Source organism: Xanthomonas albilineans (assembly GCF_002939705.1).
In the GTDB taxonomy this organism is placed as follows: Bacteria; Pseudomonadota; Gammaproteobacteria; order Xanthomonadales; family Xanthomonadaceae; genus Xanthomonas_A; species Xanthomonas_A albilineans.
Genome location: NZ_MDCB01000015.1, coordinates 65,400 through 85,774, shown reverse-complemented (window position 1 = coordinate 85,774; position 20,375 = coordinate 65,400). Strand labels below are relative to the sequence as shown.

The 20,375-nt window shown below is 60.2% G+C and carries 14 protein-coding genes and 4 pseudogenes; 10 read left to right on the top strand and 8 right to left on the bottom strand.

Features of this window, described 5'->3' with window-relative positions:
• Nucleotides 1-193: hypothetical protein (locus XalbCFBP2523_RS16860; RefSeq protein ID WP_211286565.1), on the bottom strand; the 193-nt coding region annotated here is incomplete at its 3' end.
• Here XalbCFBP2523_RS16860 and XalbCFBP2523_RS17210 point away from each other — a divergent pair.
• On the top strand, nucleotides 182-661 hold the full coding sequence (locus XalbCFBP2523_RS17210; protein ID WP_249027731.1) for a hypothetical protein: 480 nt from the start codon (nucleotides 182-184) through the stop codon (nucleotides 659-661). The two genes, XalbCFBP2523_RS16860 and XalbCFBP2523_RS17210, sit on opposite strands and share 12 nt — an antisense overlap.
• 316 nt (nucleotides 662-977) lie before the next feature.
• Nucleotides 978-2,066, top strand: a pseudogene (locus tag XalbCFBP2523_RS13220) (IS3 family transposase).
• 160 nt (nucleotides 2,067-2,226) lie between these two features.
• On the opposite strand, the gene XalbCFBP2523_RS13215 reads toward XalbCFBP2523_RS13220, so the two are convergent.
• The 3 genes and pseudogenes from XalbCFBP2523_RS13215 to XalbCFBP2523_RS13205 form a co-directional block, all read right to left on the bottom strand.
• Nucleotides 2,227-3,468: a hypothetical protein gene (locus XalbCFBP2523_RS13215; protein WP_146084087.1), complete on the bottom strand. Its 1,242-nt coding sequence runs from the start codon at nucleotides 3,466-3,468 to the stop codon at nucleotides 2,227-2,229.
• Nucleotides 3,469-3,538: 70 nt separating this feature from the next.
• Complete coding sequence (locus tag XalbCFBP2523_RS16595) at nucleotides 3,539-7,558, bottom strand: helix-turn-helix domain-containing protein (protein ID WP_045765791.1); 4,020 nt, start codon at nucleotides 7,556-7,558, stop codon at nucleotides 3,539-3,541.
• A gap of 70 nt (nucleotides 7,559-7,628) precedes the next feature.
• A pseudogene (locus XalbCFBP2523_RS13205) lies at nucleotides 7,629-8,099 on the bottom strand (IS3 family transposase); the annotation flags it as partial.
• Between the two features lie 624 nt (nucleotides 8,100-8,723).
• Here XalbCFBP2523_RS13205 and XalbCFBP2523_RS13200 point away from each other — a divergent pair.
• Entirely contained in the window at nucleotides 8,724-9,176 is a 453-nt protein-coding gene (locus tag XalbCFBP2523_RS13200) for a hypothetical protein (RefSeq protein ID WP_249027730.1), read from the top strand.
• On the opposite strand, the gene XalbCFBP2523_RS13195 is transcribed toward XalbCFBP2523_RS13200, so the two are convergent.
• Nucleotides 9,160-10,701 carry an MASE1 domain-containing protein gene (locus XalbCFBP2523_RS13195; RefSeq protein WP_230599065.1) on the bottom strand — a complete coding sequence of 514 codons (1,542 nt, stop codon included), beginning with the start codon at nucleotides 10,699-10,701 and terminating at the stop codon, nucleotides 9,160-9,162. The two genes, XalbCFBP2523_RS13200 and XalbCFBP2523_RS13195, sit on opposite strands and share 17 nt — an antisense overlap.
• A 692-nt stretch (nucleotides 10,702-11,393) precedes the next feature.
• Between XalbCFBP2523_RS13195 and XalbCFBP2523_RS13190 the strand changes: the two genes are divergently transcribed.
• From XalbCFBP2523_RS13190 to XalbCFBP2523_RS13165, 7 genes are all read left to right on the top strand, one after another.
• Nucleotides 11,394-12,551 carry a beta-barrel domain-containing protein gene (locus tag XalbCFBP2523_RS13190; RefSeq protein WP_146084086.1) on the top strand — a complete coding sequence of 386 codons (1,158 nt, stop codon included), beginning with the start codon at nucleotides 11,394-11,396 and terminating at the stop codon, nucleotides 12,549-12,551.
• Nucleotides 12,544-14,730 (top strand): peptidase domain-containing ABC transporter, encoded by a 2,187-nt coding sequence (locus tag XalbCFBP2523_RS13185; protein ID WP_230599064.1) that lies wholly within the window; start codon nucleotides 12,544-12,546, stop codon nucleotides 14,728-14,730. Before XalbCFBP2523_RS13190 ends, XalbCFBP2523_RS13185 begins: the two co-directional genes overlap by 8 nt.
• A gap of 68 nt (nucleotides 14,731-14,798) precedes the next feature.
• Nucleotides 14,799-15,002 (top strand): hypothetical protein, encoded by a 204-nt coding sequence (locus tag XalbCFBP2523_RS13180; RefSeq protein WP_045765789.1) that lies wholly within the window; start codon nucleotides 14,799-14,801, stop codon nucleotides 15,000-15,002.
• Between the two features lie 80 nt (nucleotides 15,003-15,082).
• Nucleotides 15,083-16,219, top strand: coding sequence for an MvdC/MvdD family ATP grasp protein (locus tag XalbCFBP2523_RS13175; RefSeq protein ID WP_146084085.1), 1,137 nt, complete (start codon nucleotides 15,083-15,085; stop codon nucleotides 16,217-16,219).
• Complete coding sequence (locus XalbCFBP2523_RS13170; RefSeq protein ID WP_146084084.1) at nucleotides 16,200-17,312, top strand: DUF6624 domain-containing protein; 1,113 nt, start codon at nucleotides 16,200-16,202, stop codon at nucleotides 17,310-17,312. The genes XalbCFBP2523_RS13175 and XalbCFBP2523_RS13170 overlap by 20 nt, the downstream gene beginning before the upstream one ends.
• An 83-nt stretch (nucleotides 17,313-17,395) precedes the next feature.
• Nucleotides 17,396-17,731, top strand: coding sequence for a response regulator (locus XalbCFBP2523_RS17205; RefSeq protein WP_230599063.1), 336 nt, complete (start codon nucleotides 17,396-17,398; stop codon nucleotides 17,729-17,731).
• A 21-nt stretch (nucleotides 17,732-17,752) separates the two neighbouring features.
• A complete protein-coding gene (locus tag XalbCFBP2523_RS13165; protein ID WP_329955175.1) occupies nucleotides 17,753-18,100 on the top strand; it encodes a LuxR C-terminal-related transcriptional regulator in 348 nt (115 codons plus the stop codon).
• On the opposite strand, the pseudogene XalbCFBP2523_RS17200 reads toward XalbCFBP2523_RS13165, so the two are convergent.
• The 3 genes and pseudogenes from XalbCFBP2523_RS17200 to XalbCFBP2523_RS13155 form a co-directional block, all read right to left on the bottom strand.
• Nucleotides 18,060-18,185: pseudogene (locus XalbCFBP2523_RS17200) on the bottom strand (IS5-like element ISCARN85 family transposase); the annotation flags it as partial. The gene XalbCFBP2523_RS13165 and the pseudogene XalbCFBP2523_RS17200 overlap by 41 nt on opposite strands.
• Before the next feature lie 97 nt (nucleotides 18,186-18,282).
• A pseudogene (locus XalbCFBP2523_RS13160) lies at nucleotides 18,283-18,567 on the bottom strand (type IV secretion system protein); the annotation flags it as partial.
• Between the two features lie 822 nt (nucleotides 18,568-19,389).
• On the bottom strand, nucleotides 19,390-19,812 hold the full coding sequence (locus XalbCFBP2523_RS13155; protein WP_146084083.1) for a hypothetical protein: 423 nt from the start codon (nucleotides 19,810-19,812) through the stop codon (nucleotides 19,390-19,392).
• Between the last annotated feature and the right edge of the window lie 563 nt (nucleotides 19,813-20,375).

The following is a 20,375-nucleotide window of genomic DNA, read 5'->3' as shown; positions in this document are numbered from 1 at the left end:
GCAACGTCAGGCGGATGCGCAGCAGATGATCCAACAGCAAATGGCGCAGTCCCGACAGGGGCCATCGCAAGGACGTTAACTGAAATTGACAACAGGAATCAGCTGCATGCACGACAATGAAAAAATCGCGTTGACTGTCCAGATGACGGCGATAGTCGAGCGGTTCGAGGCACGCTGCGACATGATCGAACATCGTCTAGGCGCCTTGGCGGAGCAGGTGCCATCGCAGGTCCAGGAGCAGATGGCGCGCTGGTTGCAGAGCGCTTCGGGTCAACTGGAAAGCGTCACCCGCGCCGGACTGGAGCCGCCCCTGGCCGAGGCGCGAGGCAGTGTGCAGGGGATTGCCACGGCGGCGGATCAGACGGTGCGTGCATTGCAACTCACCCGGCGCGACATGATCTCCATCGTGCGTTGGGTGTGGATCGGGGTCGGCGTTTCGTTGCTGTGTGCGCTCGTCGCTTTGGTGGGAACGTATAAAATGCTTTACGGCGACTACGCGACCCGTTATGACGCACTGAGGGCGCAGTTGAATTACATGGAGGCGATCAACCGCTCGGACATCGTGCCCTGCGGCGATGGCCGGTTATGCGTCAATATCGATGAAAAGGCGCCAAAGCTCGGTGACAAGAAGCAGTATCGGCTGGTGAGGCCGAGACCATAGCAATGACACTCTCATGGCCTACTGCTGCTCCACCCAGAGGATTTGAGTCGCCGACGGCGCAACGACTGGCGGTGGCCTTCGGCCGCGAACGAGCCCCGCTTAAGGTGGGGTTGGTGCTGTTTCGGCATACCGATGGCGATGCGCCGCACATTGACGATGACGAGCCGAACTGACCGGCGTCTCGAGTTTTGTGTCCTGGTCTAATGTTGGTGGACACCTCGATAGGGGATGATCATCCCCAACGAGGACGTAGCACGCCATGACATCGCTTCGCCGTAGAACCTTCGATGCCGCCTTCAAACTGTAGGTGGTGCAGATGATCCGCACCCAACATCTGAGCGTTGGCCAGGTGTGCCGCGATCTGGACTTTGTCGATAGCGCCGTGCGCCGCTGGCTGGCCCAGTACGACGCCGAGCAGGCCGGCCAGGCCGGCATTGGCAAGGCGCTCACGCCCGATCAGCAACGCATCGGCGAGCTGGAGCGGGAGTGCCAACGCCTGCGCGAGGACGTCTGGCTCCTAAAAAAAGCATCGGCCTTCTTCGCCCGGGAACTAAAGTGATCCAACAGGTGATCGATCAGTGGCAGAAGAAGGCCGACACCGCCCGCCTGTGCCGGTTGCTGGGCGTGAGTCGCTCGGGCGTCTATGCCGCCGGCCGGCGACGGCGAGCGCCGCGCGCGTGCTCGCTTACAACGCCTCTGCAGGCTGCGTTTCAGGCCAGTGGCGGCAACTACGGAAGCCGTCGGCTCTGTGCGGCCTTGCAGGCTCAGGGAATGGCTGTGGGGCGTTACCGGGTCCGTCGCCTGATGAAACAACTGGGCCTGAAAGCGCGCTGGAAACGCAAATTCGTGCACACCACCGACAGCCGGCATGACCTGCCGGTGGCAGCCAACCTGTTGGATCGGCGCTTCAACCCCGGTGCTCCCGATCAAGCCTGGGTGGCCGACATCACCTACATCCGCACCGAACGCGGCTGGCTGTATCTGGCTGCCGTGTTGGATTTGTACTCGCGCAAGATCGTCGGCTGGGCGATGGCCCCGGCCATGCCCGCCGAGTTGGTCTGCACGGCGTTGCAAATGGCTATCGCTCTGCGCCAGCCAAAGCCCGGCATGATCGTGCATACCGATCGGCGGTAGCCAGTACGCCAGCCAGGCCCACCGCGATCTGCTGGCCAAGCACAAGCGCGTGGCCAGCATGAGCCGCAAAGGCAACTGCTGGGACAACGCGGTGATGGAGCGGTTCTTCCTGAATCTGAAAATGGAACGGGTCTGGCAGTGCCGTTATGCCAATCACAACGAGGCCATCGCCGACATCACCCACTACATCGTCGGCCTCTACAACACCCACCGGTTGCACTCGACCCTCGGCTACCGTTCACCAGCCGACTACGAGAAAGCCACGACCTGAAATCACCTATCGCGGTGTCCAACAAAACTTGACCACGACATTCTTCGCTGAAACGCTTCTTCATGTCCAATCTCCTGATGGCTGAGAATTGGACTCCAAACCTTGGCGCTACTCAAAATTGGGGGACGTCGCTTCATAGGACTGCATTGCGCTGCAGTTTTCACAATTTTCCATCCAGCCTCAGTAGATCCCGAACTTCTGGAAAGTTACTGACTTCACTCTTTGCCAAGTAAGCTCCTGTAGCGGAGTCGATGACGCCGTTCAACCGTGTGGGGGCAGCATCGCAACGCATGGCGATGGCGGCGACGTGGCGGTGCTCGTCGAACGTCCTGGCCAGCAAGCCGAGGAAAACGTCCGACTCGCTGAAGATCGATGGATCGTCGATTGTCTCCCACTCGAATACCAATACCGCGCCGCGCGCTCCGCTGCATTGACCGGCCGCCTTACTGAATTTCCTGTCCCAGAGATACTCCGCCAGGTCCATGCCATTGCGGCGCGGTCCCATCATCTGTAGGTCGATTGGGTCAACGGCGACTTGGCCGACCGCCCTTGCCTGGGAATACAGGCGCGCATCGTCCCGCTGACGATCCCTCAGCATGGCTTGCCATTCAACCGCGTTGGTCCCGCTTCCGTCGGCAGGGAACACTTCGCCCTCAAGACGCAGTCCTCCAGGCAACTCGACGTTCACCTCGCCGGGATCGCCGATGCTGGCCAAGCTTGCAGCCCACGCCCCGGCATCGTCCAAAGAGCTTCTTTGGAAGTCGTCGGGCACGTGGAGCAGCAAACTGCCGCGCAAGTGGGTCCCCGCCACGCGGTCAATGATCCGGTGTGCCAGATGATCGGCCTCTGCAAGCCCCAGGAGCTCGACGATCATGTGGGACTGTCGCTTGCACTCCACTTCGCACTCAAGCCCGTCCATGCGTGCGATGAACTCCGGGCCAGTCTGGTCGACGGGAAGCCAGGCGATCTCCGCATCGTAGGCGCGCGCGAAATGTGTTGCCGTCTTCCATTCCAGGAGTAGTGGCTTTAGCTGGCCGTTGAGGTCGATCAGCTTCTCGCGATGGTGTCGTTCGACAGTATCTAGGAGCGTCGAGGCCACGACGTGGCAGTGTGCCGCCACGTTCGTCAGATCGCCAAGCTGGCCATCAATCATGCGCAACGGTCGTTGGCGGTGACGGGTGGCCTTCTCGTACTCCTCAAAGGCCTCGATGAGCGGCTGGTTGTACCGCAGTCTGGCGACGACGATGCCGTTCTTCGTACGCGCCGTTGAGCGGTACTCGGCGGTTTGCTGAACCAATCTGTCATGACCGATGAATCGGCGGAGTTCCTCGATCAGCTCTCCTGCCTGGTGCGGGTAGACATCGCGGGTAGGAAAACGGCCGGGGCGTCGAAAGGTTAGCATCTGGGCGGTTCGCTCGGAGGGACGGGGTAGGGCGGAGGTGCACCGCCCGATGGTGTCGGAAAAGTGCTGGCTACTCATCCATCTCGGCCATCATCCGACCTTGTTCTTCCTGCATCTCGATCGACTGGATCGCGTGCCGATGCAGGTCGGAATACAGTTCGTACGCGGGATCCTGGCGAGTCAAGCCCAACAGGACCTCGGCGGCCCTGTCTCGCAGCTTGATGTCTTGCGGGAAGGGTTCGCCGGGAGTACCCGATCGTGAGCCGCTGACTGCGGCGCCATACAAGGCGTCGCCCAGTTTTCGCAGAACGTCAGCCCCGTGGTTCCTTGCCAACCGCAACATCCAGACGACGAACTCAAGCTGCTCGAAGACGAAAGACTGAGGTGTCTGGCGAGCGAGGCTCGTCGCGACGGCGAAGCCTTCACGCCCGGTGCTTGAGATCCATTGCCGGAGGAACTCGACGAAGTCCGAACTGTCGACGGTGCAGAGCGTCCTGACGAGGTCGCCGAACCAAGGCAGCACGCTTTCTCCCGCCTGTTCCTGGACCAGTGCCCAGTCGAATAGGCGACGGACCCACTGAAACGCGTCCGGCTGCTTCATCAGGCCCCAGTCGCCGCGCAAGCCTGAAGACCGGGGAACCGGGTTGTAGGACCAATCGCCGCGTTCCTGGGCGATCACCATCCTGGAGACCAGAAAGTCGACGACCAAGCCGGGATGATGGTGGAGCGATTTCTTGATGAATTCCTGGACCCAGTGGCAGTGGTCGTCGATTCGCGGCAGCGGAAGCAACTTCTGCAAGATCGTCTTGACGTTTGATTCGCCGATGCTGTCGAACGGGATATGCTTGTCTCCGGCGATCCACATCAGGTAGTCGTGGGCGAGCCGCTGGGAGTCGCCGAAATCCGCGGAAATCGTGAGCTCAATCGCGAGGTCGGCGTCGGTCTGTGCGACCTGGTGCACGATGTGGGGAGCCCACCTTCGCACCTCGGGCTGGGCGGAGGATATAACGCTATGTAGTACGCGCAGATCCAGCGGCCTGTACGGCGGTTGGGGTTTGTAGCCGGCGTAAGCCTCGGCGACGACGGGCAGAAGCCGAGCGTCTCCCGTGTCGACGGCATTTTCCACGATTCTCAGCGCCAGTTCGTGCTGGTCGCGCAACAGCCTACCCAAGGCCTTGCCGGCATATCGGCTCGAGGCAGTCGATTCCCCCTGAATCACCGGTTGCAACAGCTCCCTGGCGTACTCGGCGGAATGGAAGATGATGTGGTCAATCAATGCATGCGGCGCCGATTCGCTGTCCTGGAGCACGGCCGGGAGAAGCCTTTCCATGAGTCGATATGCTTCTCCGGGATCACCGGCAGCCGACAAGATTTCCTGCGCGAACGTGTCGAGTTCCTCCGTGTATCGTTCGAAACGCCCGCTTCCGATCTGGTCGGACAAGTATTCCAATCCACCCACGAGCAAGCGAGTCGCGCGAAGCGCGAGCGTCGTGTCTAGGCGGGACACGATTTGGCTTGCGAGCCTTTTCAGTTTTCCTGTTCCGTACTTGGAGTACCAGCCGGTCGAAACGGCGAGTTTGACGAGCACGACGGGCGCCACCTCAACGCGATCCAATTCCGCGTTGATGGCCTTGAACGTCTCGGCGAACTCGACCTTCCACGCCGCCGCCATGCTCTTCGGGACCGTGGCGCCCAGGAGACCGCAGGGCGCTCTCAGCGCGCTTCCAAGCGCCCTCGCTGCGGCAAGGGCACGGCAGGGATCCGTGTGCGACAGCAGGGCAATGCAGGCATCGATGATCTTCTTTCGGATCGACGCCACGTCGGGCTGCTGGACGATGAAGGGAGTCAGCATCACTGCCCGGTGCGTCGCCGATGAGGAATGGCCCTCCGTCTCAAGTGCGCCGCACAGGATTTCCAGCGGGTTGTGGATGCCCGTCCAACTATCGTCGTAGGGGATCAACGACAGGCCGAACTCGACGACCTGGTCCATGAAGTCGAACGGCTTGTAGAGTTCGGGCGACGCCAGTTTCGTCAGTACCCGGATGCCGTGCGATGGTTCCTGGTTCAGCGGCTTGTCGTCGTCGCGGCCAAGATCCCACAGTATTTGGCAGGCTTCCGGGAGATGCTCGTGGCTGTAAGCGATATGCCGCAGGATGTCGGCGAGCATTTTGTCCACGTGCCCTTCCCGCAGCATTCTGCGGACGAAGGACAGCGCCTGGCGGGGCTGGTAGTAGGCCGCTGCCGCGGCCGCCCGGATGTGCGGGTTGACGTACTTGTCCTGGTACTTGAGTCGGGACCAAAGTTCGTCCAGCAATCGGCTGTTGCGGGTATCGCCATTGGATTTTCGCCAGTCTAGGCGTCCGAAGTTGACGAGGATGTGCTCCGCATAGGCGTCTGGCGCTGCATCGAAGACAGCTGCCGCGAATCCGGTGGATTGACCGGTCGCCGAAATGCAGCGTTCCTCGACGATGAAATCCCCCAGGAGATCGGGAACGATCCGGCTGCTGGGTCCGCGCTTGTACAGCACGCCGGCTTCGCGCAGTCGCTTGAGAATCCTGGCGGCCTCATGGGTGGTGATGCAGGCGACCGCGGCGGTGGCGGCGTGCAGCTTCGGGTCGTCCTCCTTGATCGGCTGGAGAAGGGCGATCGCGGCGAGGGCCAGATTAACCGCCTCGGCATCCAGCTTTGAGCTGATGCCTTCGACGGTGCTCGCGACAAGACGACGGAGGAGCTCGGTGCGGAAGGTGTCCTCGTCGATCAGAAATTCCGGAAGCGATTTGTCGTTTGCGAGAATCTGGGCTGCGATCACCGTGGCCAGCGGGCAATCGCGCGTGTAGGAGGCCAAGCGGGATGAAAACTCCACTGGCGCGCCGAAATGCTCCAGCGCCTGCTTGGCCAATTGCTCGCTGTCGGCTTTCGGAAGCGTCTGCAGTTCGATCCTGGAAATCTCGGCAAGACCCAAAGCGCGTGTCTGCTGCAGGACGTGCTGGACGCCGTAGGTCCTGATCACAAGGATCAGGCGGCTACTGTTCCCCGGATTGGCGATGTAGTCCGCAAGGAGCGCGAGGTCTTCACGGTCATGCGCGTCGTCACAGACCAGCAGCTTGGGCTTGGAGCCGAGTGCTTCCAGATCCTTCATCTTGAGCGGTTCGCGGCTCAGGAAGTAGATCGACGGACGCGTGTGGTCGGCAGCCAGGTGATCGGCGAAGGCTTTCAGGAGGCGGGATTTCCCGGTGCCGCCGTTGCCGACGAGCATCACCACCGAGGGCGTGGCGCTGGTTGCGAACGTGACGAGGGCACCGAGTTCTTTCTGGCGGCCCTGCAACGTCCATCCATGCGAGAAGCCACGCGCGGGTTCCGTCTGTCCGGCAAAGAATTGCTCCGGCGTCTGCCAGGGCGAAAGCTCGGGCTCTCCGAGCAACGCCATTCGCTGGCCGACGAAGAACGTGTCCACGAGCTGGATTTGCTCGCGCTTGGCAAGCGCGAGCCTGGCCTGGCGGCTGATGTCTTCCCGATCCCAGAGCTGCCAGCCGGCATGCTTCTTGATTTCTTCCCGCGCTTGCGGGCTGGCGGAACTGCTTAACAGGATGACTTTCCTGTCGGCGGGCGTCGTCTGGGCCGCGACGGCGGCAGCTACCTTCTTGGGGCCAAACGAAGCATGCCGCTTGCACTGATACGTGGTTCGCGTGCCATCGGCGTGGACGACGTCGATGTCGATCCCGAGCTGAGTGTGTCCTTGGGTGCCGTAGGGGTGGACCTGCGCATCGTCGCCGTGAAGCAGCGTGACAAACTCTGTGCAGAACCGCTCGAACGTCTCCGGCGGGAGTGCGTCCACGGGCCACGGACGATCCAGGCTGAGTTGAGGGGGCGAGGGTGCCGCATAGCCTGCCGCGAGCCTCAAGGCGTCGGCATCGATGCCGAGCGCTGCGGCGATCTCGGGGACCTGCTCTGCGCGCGGCCGTGAGAGGCCGCGTTCCCAACGGCTGACGGTCTGCTGCTTCACGCTCAGTTCCGCGGCGAATTCAGCTTGCTGCGCGTAGCCGGCCGCCAACCTAGCCTGAGCGAGGAATGTACCGAGATTGGGGTCCATCTTCGTTTGAACCGTACCGGGAAGTTGGGAGGCTGTTCGGTTTGAGTCACGCCGCTTCGGCGTAACGGGCTTATTGTCGATAGTAAGCCTCTTCGGCTTCTGCTGGGGGGATGTTCCTGATCGACCTCAGCAAGCGTTTGTGGTTGTACCAGTCCACCCAATCGAGCGTGGCCAGCTCCACGTCCTGGGGATTGCGCCACGAGCGCCGGTGGATCACCTCGGTCTTGTATAACCCGTTGATCGTCTCGGCCAGCGCGTTGTCATAACTGTCGCCCACGCTGCCCACCGATGGCTCGATCCCGGCATCGGCCAGCCGCTCTGTATCGCGGATTGAGACGTATTGCATGCCGCGGTCGGAATGGTGAATCAGGCCACCTTCAGCGGGCCGCCGAGCGTGCAACGCCTGCTCCAGCGCGTCCAGCACAAAGTCCGTATGCGCCGTCTGCGACACCTGCCAGCCCACGATCCGCCGTGCGTACACGTCGATCACGAAGGCCACGTACACGAACCCAGCCCAGGTCGAGACGTACGTGAAGTCGCTGCCTCAGCATTGCTCATGCGTTCGAGTCTATGCCAATGTTTTTGGAGAACAGGTTGAAGTTGGGGGGCCGACTGCACCACCATTTACCCAGAACCCAACCGCTCTCGGTTGGTTTTTTTATGCCCGGAACCCCGGTGTTGGCGGGGCTTCCCGCATTGGCCTCTTGAGTATGCACATGCCGCAGATGCCGTTTTCGGTGCCCATCCAACCGTTTTTCTCTCTCCGTTCTCTACTGACCTCTTGAACATATCAAGAGGCAGCGTCGTGTGTTGATGCGGGTTTACGCGCCATTGGTTCGCTTCTTCGCATGCTATAGCAGAGGCGACTGAGAATGCGATGCAGTGGGGACAAAACCGTCATTTAGAGTCGCTAACAAAACTACCGCGTCGCCGCCGGACGGGCGCAGGCAGTGCCGAAATCCTCATGTGCCGCATGTAAACTGCGGTTGCTGCGCGCTGTCCGCGCCCGCCCGACTTTTAGTCGCTCTTAATGGTTACGCCGGTAGAAACGCCCGCAGTGGTCGTGCCGCTACTCACCGATTCGTTCCTTCGGTCTTGGTCCCAGCGTTTGTCGCCCGATTTTCCGTGCAGAAAACGTACCTTGGACGTGCCTGGAATGCAGGCGATGCTTCCCCAGAATGGGGAGAGGAATAACAAGATGCAAATGAAGGCGAAGTGCTTGGCATGGGTGGTGATCGCCGCAGGATGTGCCCTGTCCTTCCAGGCGTCGGCGCAGACGTGCTGCCCCGGGGGCGGACACGGCATATCGGCAGCGAACGGCCTGGGTGAGAGCACCCCGCAGGCCGTCACTCTGGCGCCGAACTCGGACTTGCGCATTTTCGAGGTACAACGCGACGGCGTCCGCTACTTGCAGGTCAAAGATGCCGGCGGCCGAGTCCGTGCTGCGGTTGGCCGAATCGGGGCAAAGTTGTGGGTACTCCCGATGGGCAGCGATGTTGCGCGGGTGTCGGTATCGTCGTCGGCGTCCGCCAGCGAGGTTTATCTGACCACTGACTTCGTGATCCGGCGTCGGTCGGGTGTCCACGGTGACGAGTGGGAGATCACGGCGCGAGATTGATTCCTGTACCCACGCGCTCTGAGACCAGGAAGCTCAGGCACAACGCATGGCGGCGCCGGCAAGTGCCGCCATGCGTTTGGAGCCGCGCAGCCAGTTCCTGGTCCGGCGCGCCTGGCCGCCGCCGGGTGGACGCCAGCATGGAGGCATCCGCTGTGATGCGGATAGCGACGCCTTGCACACCGCCTGCTCTCCAAACCCGCGCGTGGATCAGATGGCTCTGCGCCGTGGGCAGGATCTCGATGGCATTGAGCACACATCGGTAGGCTACAAGCTGCAGGCCGAGTGACAATGCCCTCGGATCGCCGCGCATCCGGCTTCCTAATGCCGTGCTGCTGCACAGATTGATGAAGGTCACGGAGCGTAGCGTTTCGTACAGTCCGTGCGTTTCAATGCCCAGCGGATAGAGCGCCGTGACGTACTCGTGGAGGAGCTGGGCCTGGATGACGCCCGTGCGCGTCATCTCCATGGCCGCGGCGTAATGCCCTCGGGATCGCAGGTACTCGATGACACCCTTGCGCATCCGGTTCATCCGGAAACTGACATCGCTGTAGTCCACGACCCGTTGGCGCAAGGTGCGCTCCGCGCACAAAAAGCCTGTCTGCGCGAACTGCAGTGCCTGCTCGCGCACGCGTCCGAACTCGCGCATGTGGCGATACGCGGAGGAAATACGCGATCCGAAGGCGAACAGGCAGGTAGCCGTCGCGGCAAGCAGGATCTGCACTACGAAGGCTTGGGCATCGTGGACGCCTGGTTCGACGACCTTCGGCATCGAGAGGGCGACAGCGACGTTCGCTAGCACCACGCCCAGCGCTGCACCACGCCAGCCATGGCGCAGCGTCAGCACGATCGCCGGCAGTACGAGCAACACCATGACCAATTGCCGCAGAAGCGGATCGCCAACGAAGGCAACCGCCCCCGAGAGCGCCGTGCCTGCGGCAATGGAGATGACACCGTCGCGCTGGAAGCAGGCGGAAGACTTCGGCATCTCGTCCCGACGCACCCACAGCAGCGCCGGCAACACGAACATCAGCGTGCCGAGATAGTCGCCCAGCCAGTACCGCACGAGGATGTCGAGCGGCGCTGCTTCGGCAGGACCGCCCAGAACGGCATTGATCGCCAGGTTGCACAAAGTGCTCCACAGCGCGGTCGCCAAAGCCAAGGGCAGCAGCAAAAGATCGCTGCGCGCCAGATGGGGCATCTGCAGGCGGGCAAATGTGGGCAGCAGCGATATCGCCGGCATCAGCAGGAAGGGGCTCAGGTAGGCCCAGCGCGCGCTCACTCCCCATGCATCGATATTCGGCACGCGCAGCACCATCAAGGCCGCGGCATCGCCGGCCAACAGCCATGGCCACCGCCGTGCAGGCAGGAACAGGAGGCCCGCGACGCGCAGCCCGGCTGGGAGATACCACTGGTCGGTTGAGCATCGCCATGCCGCCAGGAACACGGCGCAGTAGGCCACGCTCAGCAAGGCTCCCTTGGCAATGTCTTTTCCTGCGGCCATTTGACCGTCCGTGGCGATTTTCATGACTCTACAAGTGCAGCCCGTCACCACGGTAGACAGTTTCCTGTCCGCACCAGCCGGAGGAGATTTTGTCCGTGATGACCGGCGCGCGTAGTTGGCGGGGACCCAGCGGGAGAAAGGAGCCAGGGGCGTTGTGGCAATCGGTTGGTGCAACCAAATCGACAAATGCAACACGACAGTTGGTTGCGGCGTGGTGACCGAGGATCGATTAATTCGAGTTTCGAGGATGACACGGCTAGTAACAGCGCTGTGGCATCCACGCCACGGCAAAAGCCCGGTCCGCGCAATGCAACACGCCTACATCCGCGACGGCGTCGAGGTCGCCTCCACAACAAACCTGCTCAGGCGGTTTTTCCGAGTTCCTCCTCTTCGTCCTCGCGACGTTGGCGCCTTTCCTCTGCGAGTTTCAAATACAACGGCGTGTAGTACACGCGTATCGGGGGTGAGGGGACGTCGTCCGAGCAGTTCTTGGCCCTAATAATTTTCCCAATAGGAACGGCAGTAGCAGCCTGACATCATTGTCTGCAGATAGCTCTTCTGACGCATTGAGTGCTAACAGGTATCGCGAGGACGACGGTGTGAACTCTAGTTTGTTCCGCAAAGAGGTCTATGAGAACAGGCGTAGCCAGCTGGTCGGTTCTATATCCTTACGGGTTCCACGGATTGGATGGGTTTTCGTGGTCTTTAGTGCGTGCGTGGTTCTCGCGATCACGCTGCTGCTCGTCCTGGGCCATTATACCCGCCGTGAGCCGGTGAGCGGGACGTTGGTGCCGACCCACGGGCTGCTCACGGTGTCCGTTCCCTCGGCAGGTTCCATCACGCGTATCTTCGTGCGCGAGGGTGATCGCGTCAGAGCGGGTCAGCCGCTGCTGGAGGTGTCGGAAACGCAAAGCAGCGCATTGAAGGGTGACGTCGGGGTTGCGGTATCCGAGCAGTTGTCTTTCAAGCGCCAGCGGCTGCTGGATGATCTCACTGGCCAGGACCGTTTGGCAGGCATGCAGCGCAAGGATATCCGGCAGCGCATTGCGCTGCTTCAGGCGCAGATCCGGCAGGTGGATGACCAGATCACAGTGCAGGTCCAGCGGGCGAAGGCCGCCATGGCCCTCTACGAGCAATGGTCGAAGTATCAGGACTCGGGCGTCGTCAGCAAACAGCAGATATTGACCCAGCACGACCAGGCGCTTGAGCACCAGGCGCAGCTTATGGAGCTGCGTCGCCAGGGATTCCAGTTGCACCAGCAAATGAGCGAGCTGCAGGCACAGGCGGATCAGTTGCCGGACATCGTCGCCGGTCGTAACAACGAGACGGAGCGAGAGCTGTCCGATGTCGCCCAGTTGATCGCGAAGAACGCCGCCCAGCATGCGGGGCTTTTGAAATCTCCGGTTGACGGCATCGTGACCAGTGCTCCTATCTATGCAGGTCAGTCCGTGGTGGCCGATCAGCCGATGGTTGCCGTGCTGCCTGCTGCATCGACATTGCAGGCGGAGCTTTGGATACCGACGCAGGCCGTCGGCTTCATCCGGGCAGGAGAGCAGGTCGTCATCCGCTACCGTGCCTATCCCTATCAGAAGTTCGGCCAATACTTCGGTCGTGTGCAACAGGTGTCGCGCAGTTCGTTGTCGCCGTCCGAGGTCAATAAGGCAACCGGCAAGGACATCAAGGAGGCGAGCTACAGGGTGCTGGTTCGTCTGGAGAATCAGCACGTGCAGGTCTACGGAAGACCCGAGACTTTGCGGCCTGGCATGACCCTCGACGCGGACATCTTGCTCGACCGCCGCCGGCTGTTCGAGTGGCTTTTCGATCCAATTTACAGCCTCAATCGGCGCTTGATCGAGGGTCGCGAGCATGGCTGAAGAAGCATGGGTCAACACGCCATGGAGCTGGATGGACTGGCGCGCAGCAAGCCGTCTTCCCATGGTGATGCAGACGGAAGCCGCAGAGTGCGCGCTGGCGTGTCTGACGATGGTTGCGGGCTACCACGGCCATCACGCCGATCTTGCCGGCATGCGGCGGCGCTTCAGTACCTCGCTCAAGGGCGCGACGCTGTCCCGCGTGATTCATATCGCCCATTCGCTGGGCTTGGCGACGCGGGCGCTGCGTGCGGACATGCAGTATCTGCGTGATGCGGTCACTCCGTGCATCCTGCATTGGAATCTCAACCACTTCGTTGTGCTGAGCAAGGTGACGTCCAAGGGTGTGGAGATTCACGACCCAGCGCGCGGCAAGTTGCGTATGGGAATGGCAGAGGCAGGGAAACACTTCACCGGCATCCTGTTGGAGCTGATTCCAGGCGAGGACTTTGAGACGACGAAGCGCAAGGAGCCCGTGCCGCTACGACTTCTTACGGGTCGCGTCTCAGGCTGGAAGAGTGCGCTCGCTCAGGTCTTGGGTCTCGCCCTGGGCATCGAGGTGCTGGCTCTCACTCTTCCATTCCAGATGCAATGGGTACTGGACCAAGTGCTCGTGGGTTCCGATCACAATCTGCTCCTGGTGATGACTCTGGGTTTCATGCTGGTTATCGCGATCCAAGCCGGTCTGACGCTGGCGCGGGCATTGCTGCTGAGCTGGCTCGGCGCGTCCTTGAGCGCGCAGTGGACTAGCAACCTTTTCAGTCACCTCATGAAGTTGCCACTGGAGTATTTCGAGAAGCGCCACATAGGCGACGTCGTGTCCCGGTTCTCATCGATCCACTCCATCCAGGCCACCCTCACGGGCAGCTTTGTCGAAGCACTGCTGGACGGTGCGATGGGAATACTCGCGCTGGTGATTCTGTGTGTTTACAGCTTGCCGCTCACCGGCTTCGTCTTGGGAGTGTTCGCCGTCTACGTTCTGCTTCGCTGTGCGATGTACCGAACCCTCTGGCGCACGACCGAGGAGCAACTGGTGTATGGGGCGAAGCAGCAGACCGTGCTGATGGAGTCCGTCCGCGGGGTACAGGCCATCAAGCTTGCCAACAAGCAGGCCGACCGCAGCGCGCGTCTCGCAAATGCCACCCTAGAGATGGTGGGTTGCGACGTGGTGGTTCAACGCATTGCACTGTTGTTCGGTGTGGTGAACCAATGCCTTTTCGGCCTACTGCGTGCATCGCTGATCGCGCTCGGTGCACATCTGACGATGCAAGGGCGATTCAGCGCGGGAATGGTCGTAGCGTTTGTCGCATACGCCGACCAGTTTTCCGCAAAGATGGGCGGCTTGGTCGATAAGCTGGTCGAACTGAGGATGCTGCGCCTCCATGGCGAGCGGATCGCGGACATTGCCCTGGCGTTGCCGGAGCGGAGCACGGCTACAGCACGGAGTGGGGGAAGGATCGTCCGGCCGAACCTGTCGATCAGGGGAGTCTGTTTCCGCTATGCCGAGGGTGAGCCCCTGGTGCTGAACGAGGTAGAGCTGGAAGTCGAGGCCGGGGCTTCGCTGTGCATCGTCGGTGCCAGCGGCTGCGGTAAGAGCACCCTGGCAAAGGTGATGCTCGGGCTACTGGAGCCGAGCAGCGGACGGGTTGAGATCAATGGCGTGGACATTCGCCACCACGGATTGAATGCGTACCGCAATTTGATCGGGACCGTGATGCAAGACGACGCTCTTTTCGCGGGGTCGATAGCCGACAACATCTCTTTCTTCGAGGAGGCGGCGCACCTCGAAGACATCGTTGCCGCAGCCCGCCTGGCCCAGATCGACGAGGAAATCGAAGCCATGCCGATGGGCTACGAGTCGTTCGTGGGCGACATGGGGTCGTCGCTGTCCGGTGGCCAGAAGCAGAGAATCCTGCTCGCGAGAGCGCTCTACAAGAAGCCGCAGATTCTCGTTCTGGACGAGGCCACAAGCCATCTGGACATGGACTGCGAACGCCGGATCAACAGCGAGATCGCGCGTTTGGACATCACCAAAATCATCATCGCGCACAGGCCCGACACAATCGCCAGCGCGGATCGGGTGGTGGTCCTGCGTGGGGGCTGCGTCATCAGCGACCGCCTGGGCGAAGGCGGATTAAAGCTGGAGGCGGTACGTCACCGACCCACAGAGATTTCAGGGTGAGCCATCCTGGATGCCGACGGCAGCGCGGCCTTCGCTGCCACCATAGTTTGTTACTACGGAGCAGAAAAATGCAGAACGACGACAACAGCAAGCGGGTGATGGGCTACGTGCATGCGCGCGAACTGAGCAACCAAGAGATCTCGCAGGTCTCCGGTGGCGACGACGATGATGGCGGCGACAAGCAGAAGAAGAACGGCACCAAGATCACCGTGGGTACAGGTGGCAGTGGCGGGGGCAGCAATGGCACTGGCAGCCAACGCAGTGATCGATGATACATCGCTGACAGCATGATTGTCGGAGGGTCCAGTCTGCTGGGCCCTCCCTATAAGAGTAATGGCACATGGACATGGATATGAGCAAAGAAAGCGGCATCAATCTCCTCATCATCTCCTACGCAGATGACTCTCATGCGCTGGCTGTTGCGGCATCAATGGAGATGTGTGGGCACAATTGTGTCATTTGGAGCGAACCCAAATTGGCCGGCGAACGCGTGGGCAGCATTGAGCTTGGAGAGCACGAGATCAGGTGGAGTGTGTGCGGTAGGAGTTATGGGCCATCGGACTTCGACGTGGTTTGGTTGCGTCGCATCGGCAACATCGCCCTGCCAGAATGGATGCATGCCGATGACCGAAAGTTTGCCGCTGTGGACAACGCTGAATTTTTCGGGTTCTTCTGGTCACCATTGTCGTCCTCTGCCAGATGGATTCATTCGCCGGCTTCTCGCTTGAATGGTGAAAGCAAAATTCAGCAACTGCAGCACGCCTCTGGCTTGGGCTTCAAGATTCCCCCTACGTTGATCAGCAATGATCCCGATGAAATCGGGCAATTCATCGAGGCTTGCAAGGCAAAGGGCCAGGGGACTATCTTCAAGACCTTCGGGTCTATGACATGGTTCGAGAAGGGCCGTGTGCTGGAGAACTACACATCGGAGATCGTCGTTGGAGATATGATCGACATGGACGTCGTTCGCGCCGTCCCGGCCATCTACCAGTCCCACGTTAGAAAGAAGTATGAGGTGCGCTCCACCTTTCTTGGGGGGCGGGAGTATTCGGTTCGAATTGACTCTCAATCGACAGATGTCGGCGCTATCGACTGGCGCGCCATCAACGACTTGCAGGGTGTCTTGAGCCCAACCAAGCTACCCGCAGCAATCCACGATAAATGTGTCGCTCTTTTGGATGAGATGTCACTGGACATGGGGTGTTTTGACTTCATCGTGGATTGCGCAGGCGATTTCGTATTTGTCGAAGTGAATCAGCAAGGGCAATTTCTCTGGATTGAAGACTACCTGCCTGAGATGAGGGCGTTGGCTGGATTCTGCGAATTTGTCATCGGTCTGATGCCGGGCCAACCACGGCCCGGAGCCATTGACTTCAACAGTTTGGAGTTGCAGCTTATCTGCGACTCCAGCCGGTACAAACAACTGGCCCGGCAGCTTGCCGCGTCCGGAGCAGTCGATACGAAACATCTTGACAAGCACCTTGGGTGAGGCCGTGATGCGTAGACTGGTAAGAGTTTGGATCTGTTTGTTTCTAGGCGTCCTGGCGGCGTCCGCGCACGCTACAGGGATCGCTCAGCCGGATGTGCGGGAAAAACTTCTGGCCTTCCAAACCAAAGCGCGCGGTGGGCCTTTCAGGCCAGAAGATCTGCACGAAGTGGCAAAGGTGCTGGATGGCGGAGTGCCGACCGAAGGCCAAGTCGGATGCGAAGGGGTTAATGCCCTCGGGCCCATCGTTCTGGCGTCGCGTGGCGACAGTAAGTTACAGAGAATGCTCATGGACGCGCTGTACGAGCGTGTTGGTGATGACGTCGATCCACGGGGGTACGCATCGCTGGCCGACCGCGTGTCGCTCTCGCGCGGTAAAAAGCAGACGTATGGTGCGTTCCCCGAATTCAAGAATGGAGTGCTCAGATTGCCGCAGGGCTTGAATGCGATGGCCGTGAACCAGGAACGTGATGATCTGGGACTGGCTCCGATTGCGCTGGATCTTCGTGCCGCCAACGACCTGATCGCTGTCGGAATACCCTACGGCCAGGTGATCGGTGCGACCGCCTTGTGCCAGCGACCGCCACCCATCACGCATGCCGATCTGAGGCGGTCTTTGGATGAGCGGTACGCGAGAGACCAGAAGTTAAGAGAGGTGTGGGATCAGGCAGGAACAGGCGCAAATTCCGTGGAAGCGAAGGCCGCTGATGCGGACGACGCCAAGAACGCGGTGTTTGTGACACAGGTGCTCAAGGAGCATGGCTTCCCTGACGCGCAGATGGTCGGTCGCAAGGGGGTCATGGAGTTCTTCATCCTTGTGCAGCACTCCCACAGCCCTGAGTTGATCCGGGACGCACTCGCAAAGGCACGCCCGCTGATGCTACGTGGCGAGATGGTGCGCCATGACTACGCGCTGATGATCGATCGGCTGCGCATGTACCAAGGAAAGGATCAGATCTACGGCTCCCAGTTCAGCGAGGACGGTGGAAAGGTCGAGCCGTATCCGATTCAGGACAAGGCATCGCTGGATCAGAGGCGAGAGGTCATGGAGATGGAGCCGTTCGATTCCTACATGCGATCCATGCAAAGTAAGTGAAATGGGGCGTGCCGTGCGGAGCAGCAAAACTGCCGCAGGCCAGCGCGGATGGGAATGTTGGTTGAGCGATGGAACACGCAGTGATGGACTGGACGATCAATGGTGGACCTGCGGGCCACAAGGGAACAAGCCAAGTGGATGCGAGGCACCGCAAGTATTTCATCGCCGACGATCATCCGTCGACGACATTCGCTGTTTTGCAACTGCTTTCCACGGTCTTTGCCGTGCCGGACTCGCACTGCATCATCTTCCATGAGAGTGCGGTGTTGCTGGATGCCTGCGCGAATCATCCCGGCGATGAGACCCTGCTGGTGGTGCTTGACCTGGTGATGCCCGGCAAGCTCAAGCGGGCGCGTTTGGTGCATGCGGTAATGGCGGCAGATCCGACAGCACAGGTGCTTGTCTACACCGCAGAGTAAAGCGCATTTCTAGCGAATGCGGTGTTCCAAGTCGGCGCTTTGGGGTATGTGGCAAAGACGAGTGCTGCAACGGAACTCGCGCATGCCATCGAGGCGGTTGGCTCGGGTTGTCGCTATCTGGACAGCCGAATCGATCTGGACAGTATCAAGGCGCATCCTTGGACGTCGTTGACGGACGCCGAAAAATCGATCCTGCTCGCGTTCAGTCGTGGCGAGAAGGCTGCGGAGATTGGAGAGCGCACCGGGCGCAGTTACAGCACTGTGATGACACACAAGTACAGCGGATTGGCCAAGCTCGGGTTGCGTGATGGCAGCGACCTCCTCTCGTACCTCTACGCGCACGGTCTGCATTTTGAACTGGAAACGTGATGGCTGTTCGAGCATTTGCGGCAGCCATATGAATCTTGGTATTCCATTCGCAGTGGGACTTACCTGTAGTCTGTGGGCCGTTTTTTATGTGAGAGTTCCATCTGAGTTGCCCCCTTGAAGTTCGTCCAACTTCAGGGGGCAATTCACTTAAATCCTACTGATGCTCAGGGCGGGAGTACGTCGATGCCCAGGATCACCGACACCTTGCCGGCCTTGATCATGGTCGCCATGGCCGATTCGCGTAATTGTCCGCTGGCGATCCGATAGCCCAGCAACAGCACCCAGAAGGTGGTGGCGGTTAGCGCGATGACGCTTACCCATTGCATGGCGCGGGCCATCACTTCCATGCCGAAGGTGTCGATCTGGTTGCTGAGGTAGGTATTGATCAGCCGGAAGAAGACGTAATCCCCCAGGCTGGTGTCCGCCAAGGGGTGTAACCAGTTCATCGATACATCGAACATGCTCATGGCCTTGCGCCTTTATTTGAGAGTGATAAACGAAATCTAGTGAATGGGCGATCAGTGGGTCAGGGACGATGCCAGTGAGGCGTTGGCACGACCCGAACCAGATGCAGCGCGCGTGGCAGATGCCTGGCGCAATGGACGCGTCAGGCACGTAGATTGCCCACACATACATGCGCCCACGGCCGACGGGGGCTGGGGGCGTCCTGAAGATGATTCGGAGATGGGGTGCCTGCTCAAGCCATGGTCCTTATGCGCAGGTGATGCCGACGTGCAAGCCGTTATCCTATTGGATACGACATTGTGCCGGAGCTGTCAAACGCACGCCCATCTGGGGATGCCGCACGCGCTCCCAGCACTGGATCAACGTACCCACCGCCATGCTGACGCTGCTGGCCAATCAGCCGACACGGTTTGGACGTGCTGAGGCCGCCATTCAAAATCCGGAGGGAGGTTGCTCGATCAGCAGCCAGGGGCAGCGAGGTCCAGACCTTGCGCGGCTACCGACCGACCCTGCTGTACCGACTGGATATAGCCTTAGCAGACAATCCGCCGCAATCGCGCGCGCGAGGGATTCGTATTTGATTATTTTGGACATAAAAAATGCCCGGAGTCCGCCGTAATCGAGTGTGCTTATGACTCAGGTGCGCTGGCGCATCGCCAGAATAAGCAAGTACCTTCTGCCCCCACGATCTGTGGTGCTATGCACTACCGCGATGGCTAGTCATGCTAGGCACGATCCGAGTCGTGTAAAGTCGATGCCGTTTTCATGGAGGACGTAGCAAAGGCTAACGGACCCCGGAGGGGAAGGCCCGAGCGCTGGCGAACCTAAGCCAGAATCATGGCGATGGGCAGGTGCGTGGATGCGCCAGCGCCATCCACCTGGGGGCAATATTGGGGGCATCTTTTACTGTTTCCGCGCAGAAGCCTTGAAAATACAATGTTTTCGTTGCCCACCTTCGCACCAAAAATCATTGCAACAAAGTCCATGGCATCCCGCTTGGCGTCGTCTTTGTAGGGCGGTGTCTCTGTAAATGAAACTTTGGCATATCCTGCGGTTCCGGTCACGTCGATCCGAAAATCCCCCGCACCCAGTGCGCCGTTCGCCATAGTCGACAGTGGGGATATGTTTGGGCGATAGGCAAATGTTTTCGGTACTGCATGTGGCGATGTGGCCCGAGCCAAGCGATTGGCCGCTTCTTCAGCGCGGATGCTGGGTTGTTCGCATGGGACGTTCGATGCTTTGCTCATTGGAAGTTCTCCAATAGCAGCGACTGCGAATCGATGTTCCACCAAATGGTGTGCCGGTCGGACATTCATGGCTACTCAGTAGCCGCTCTGCGCGTCACGCCTTTCGAATGCTACCTGATTGGAGTGGATCATCACGTCAGGGGCCTGCCTGTGCCGGCAGACATTCACCACTAGCGCCCGCAGCACCAGAAGTGCGCGTGTCGGAAAAGTACGGCTGGTGATACCGCTCGTTTTTAGCGGAACGTTGTCGGGAATCCCCGCCGGAGAGTATCCGGAAATTCTGACTTGAGATCAGGGTCCTCCTGATAATATTTCCTCTTTACGACAGCCATACTAGGTTCACCTAACGTAGGGACCGTCGCGTTTTCCCCGGAAAACGAGTAGGCAGGTCACTCGCCCCTGCGGGCCGAGCCTTGAGTAAGCTCGGCAAGGTACCTTTGATGACAAGATGATGTCTTTTCGCGGCGCATGGATAAATGTGCTGCGCGTCTGTTTTTTTGTCTACAAATGTGTATTGCTCTGAATAATTCACCCGGATAGTCTGCCACCGCGGCATTCGCTGC

Excerpts from the sequence above, each read along its gene's own strand:
- XalbCFBP2523_RS17210 (WP_249027731.1), top strand. The coding sequence starts at position 182 with ATGATCGAACATCGTCTAGGCGCCTTGGCGGAGCAGGTGCCATCGCAG.
- XalbCFBP2523_RS13215 (WP_146084087.1), bottom strand. The coding sequence starts at position 3,468 with ATGCTAACCTTTCGACGCCCCGGCCGTTTTCCTACCCGCGATGTCTAC.
- XalbCFBP2523_RS16595 (WP_045765791.1), bottom strand. The coding sequence starts at position 7,558 with ATGGACCCCAATCTCGGTACATTCCTCGCTCAGGCTAGGTTGGCGGCC.
- XalbCFBP2523_RS13200 (WP_249027730.1), top strand. The coding sequence starts at position 8,724 with ATGCTTCCCCAGAATGGGGAGAGGAATAACAAGATGCAAATGAAGGCG.
- XalbCFBP2523_RS13195 (WP_230599065.1), bottom strand. The coding sequence starts at position 10,701 with ATGAAAATCGCCACGGACGGTCAAATGGCCGCAGGAAAAGACATTGCC.
- XalbCFBP2523_RS13185 (WP_230599064.1), top strand. The coding sequence starts at position 12,544 with ATGGCTGAAGAAGCATGGGTCAACACGCCATGGAGCTGGATGGACTGG.
- XalbCFBP2523_RS13180 (WP_045765789.1), top strand. The coding sequence starts at position 14,799 with ATGCAGAACGACGACAACAGCAAGCGGGTGATGGGCTACGTGCATGCG.
- XalbCFBP2523_RS13175 (WP_146084085.1), top strand. The coding sequence starts at position 15,083 with ATGAGCAAAGAAAGCGGCATCAATCTCCTCATCATCTCCTACGCAGAT.
- XalbCFBP2523_RS17205 (WP_230599063.1), top strand. The coding sequence starts at position 17,396 with ATGGACTGGACGATCAATGGTGGACCTGCGGGCCACAAGGGAACAAGC.
- XalbCFBP2523_RS13155 (WP_146084083.1), bottom strand. The coding sequence starts at position 19,812 with ATGAGCAAAGCATCGAACGTCCCATGCGAACAACCCAGCATCCGCGCT.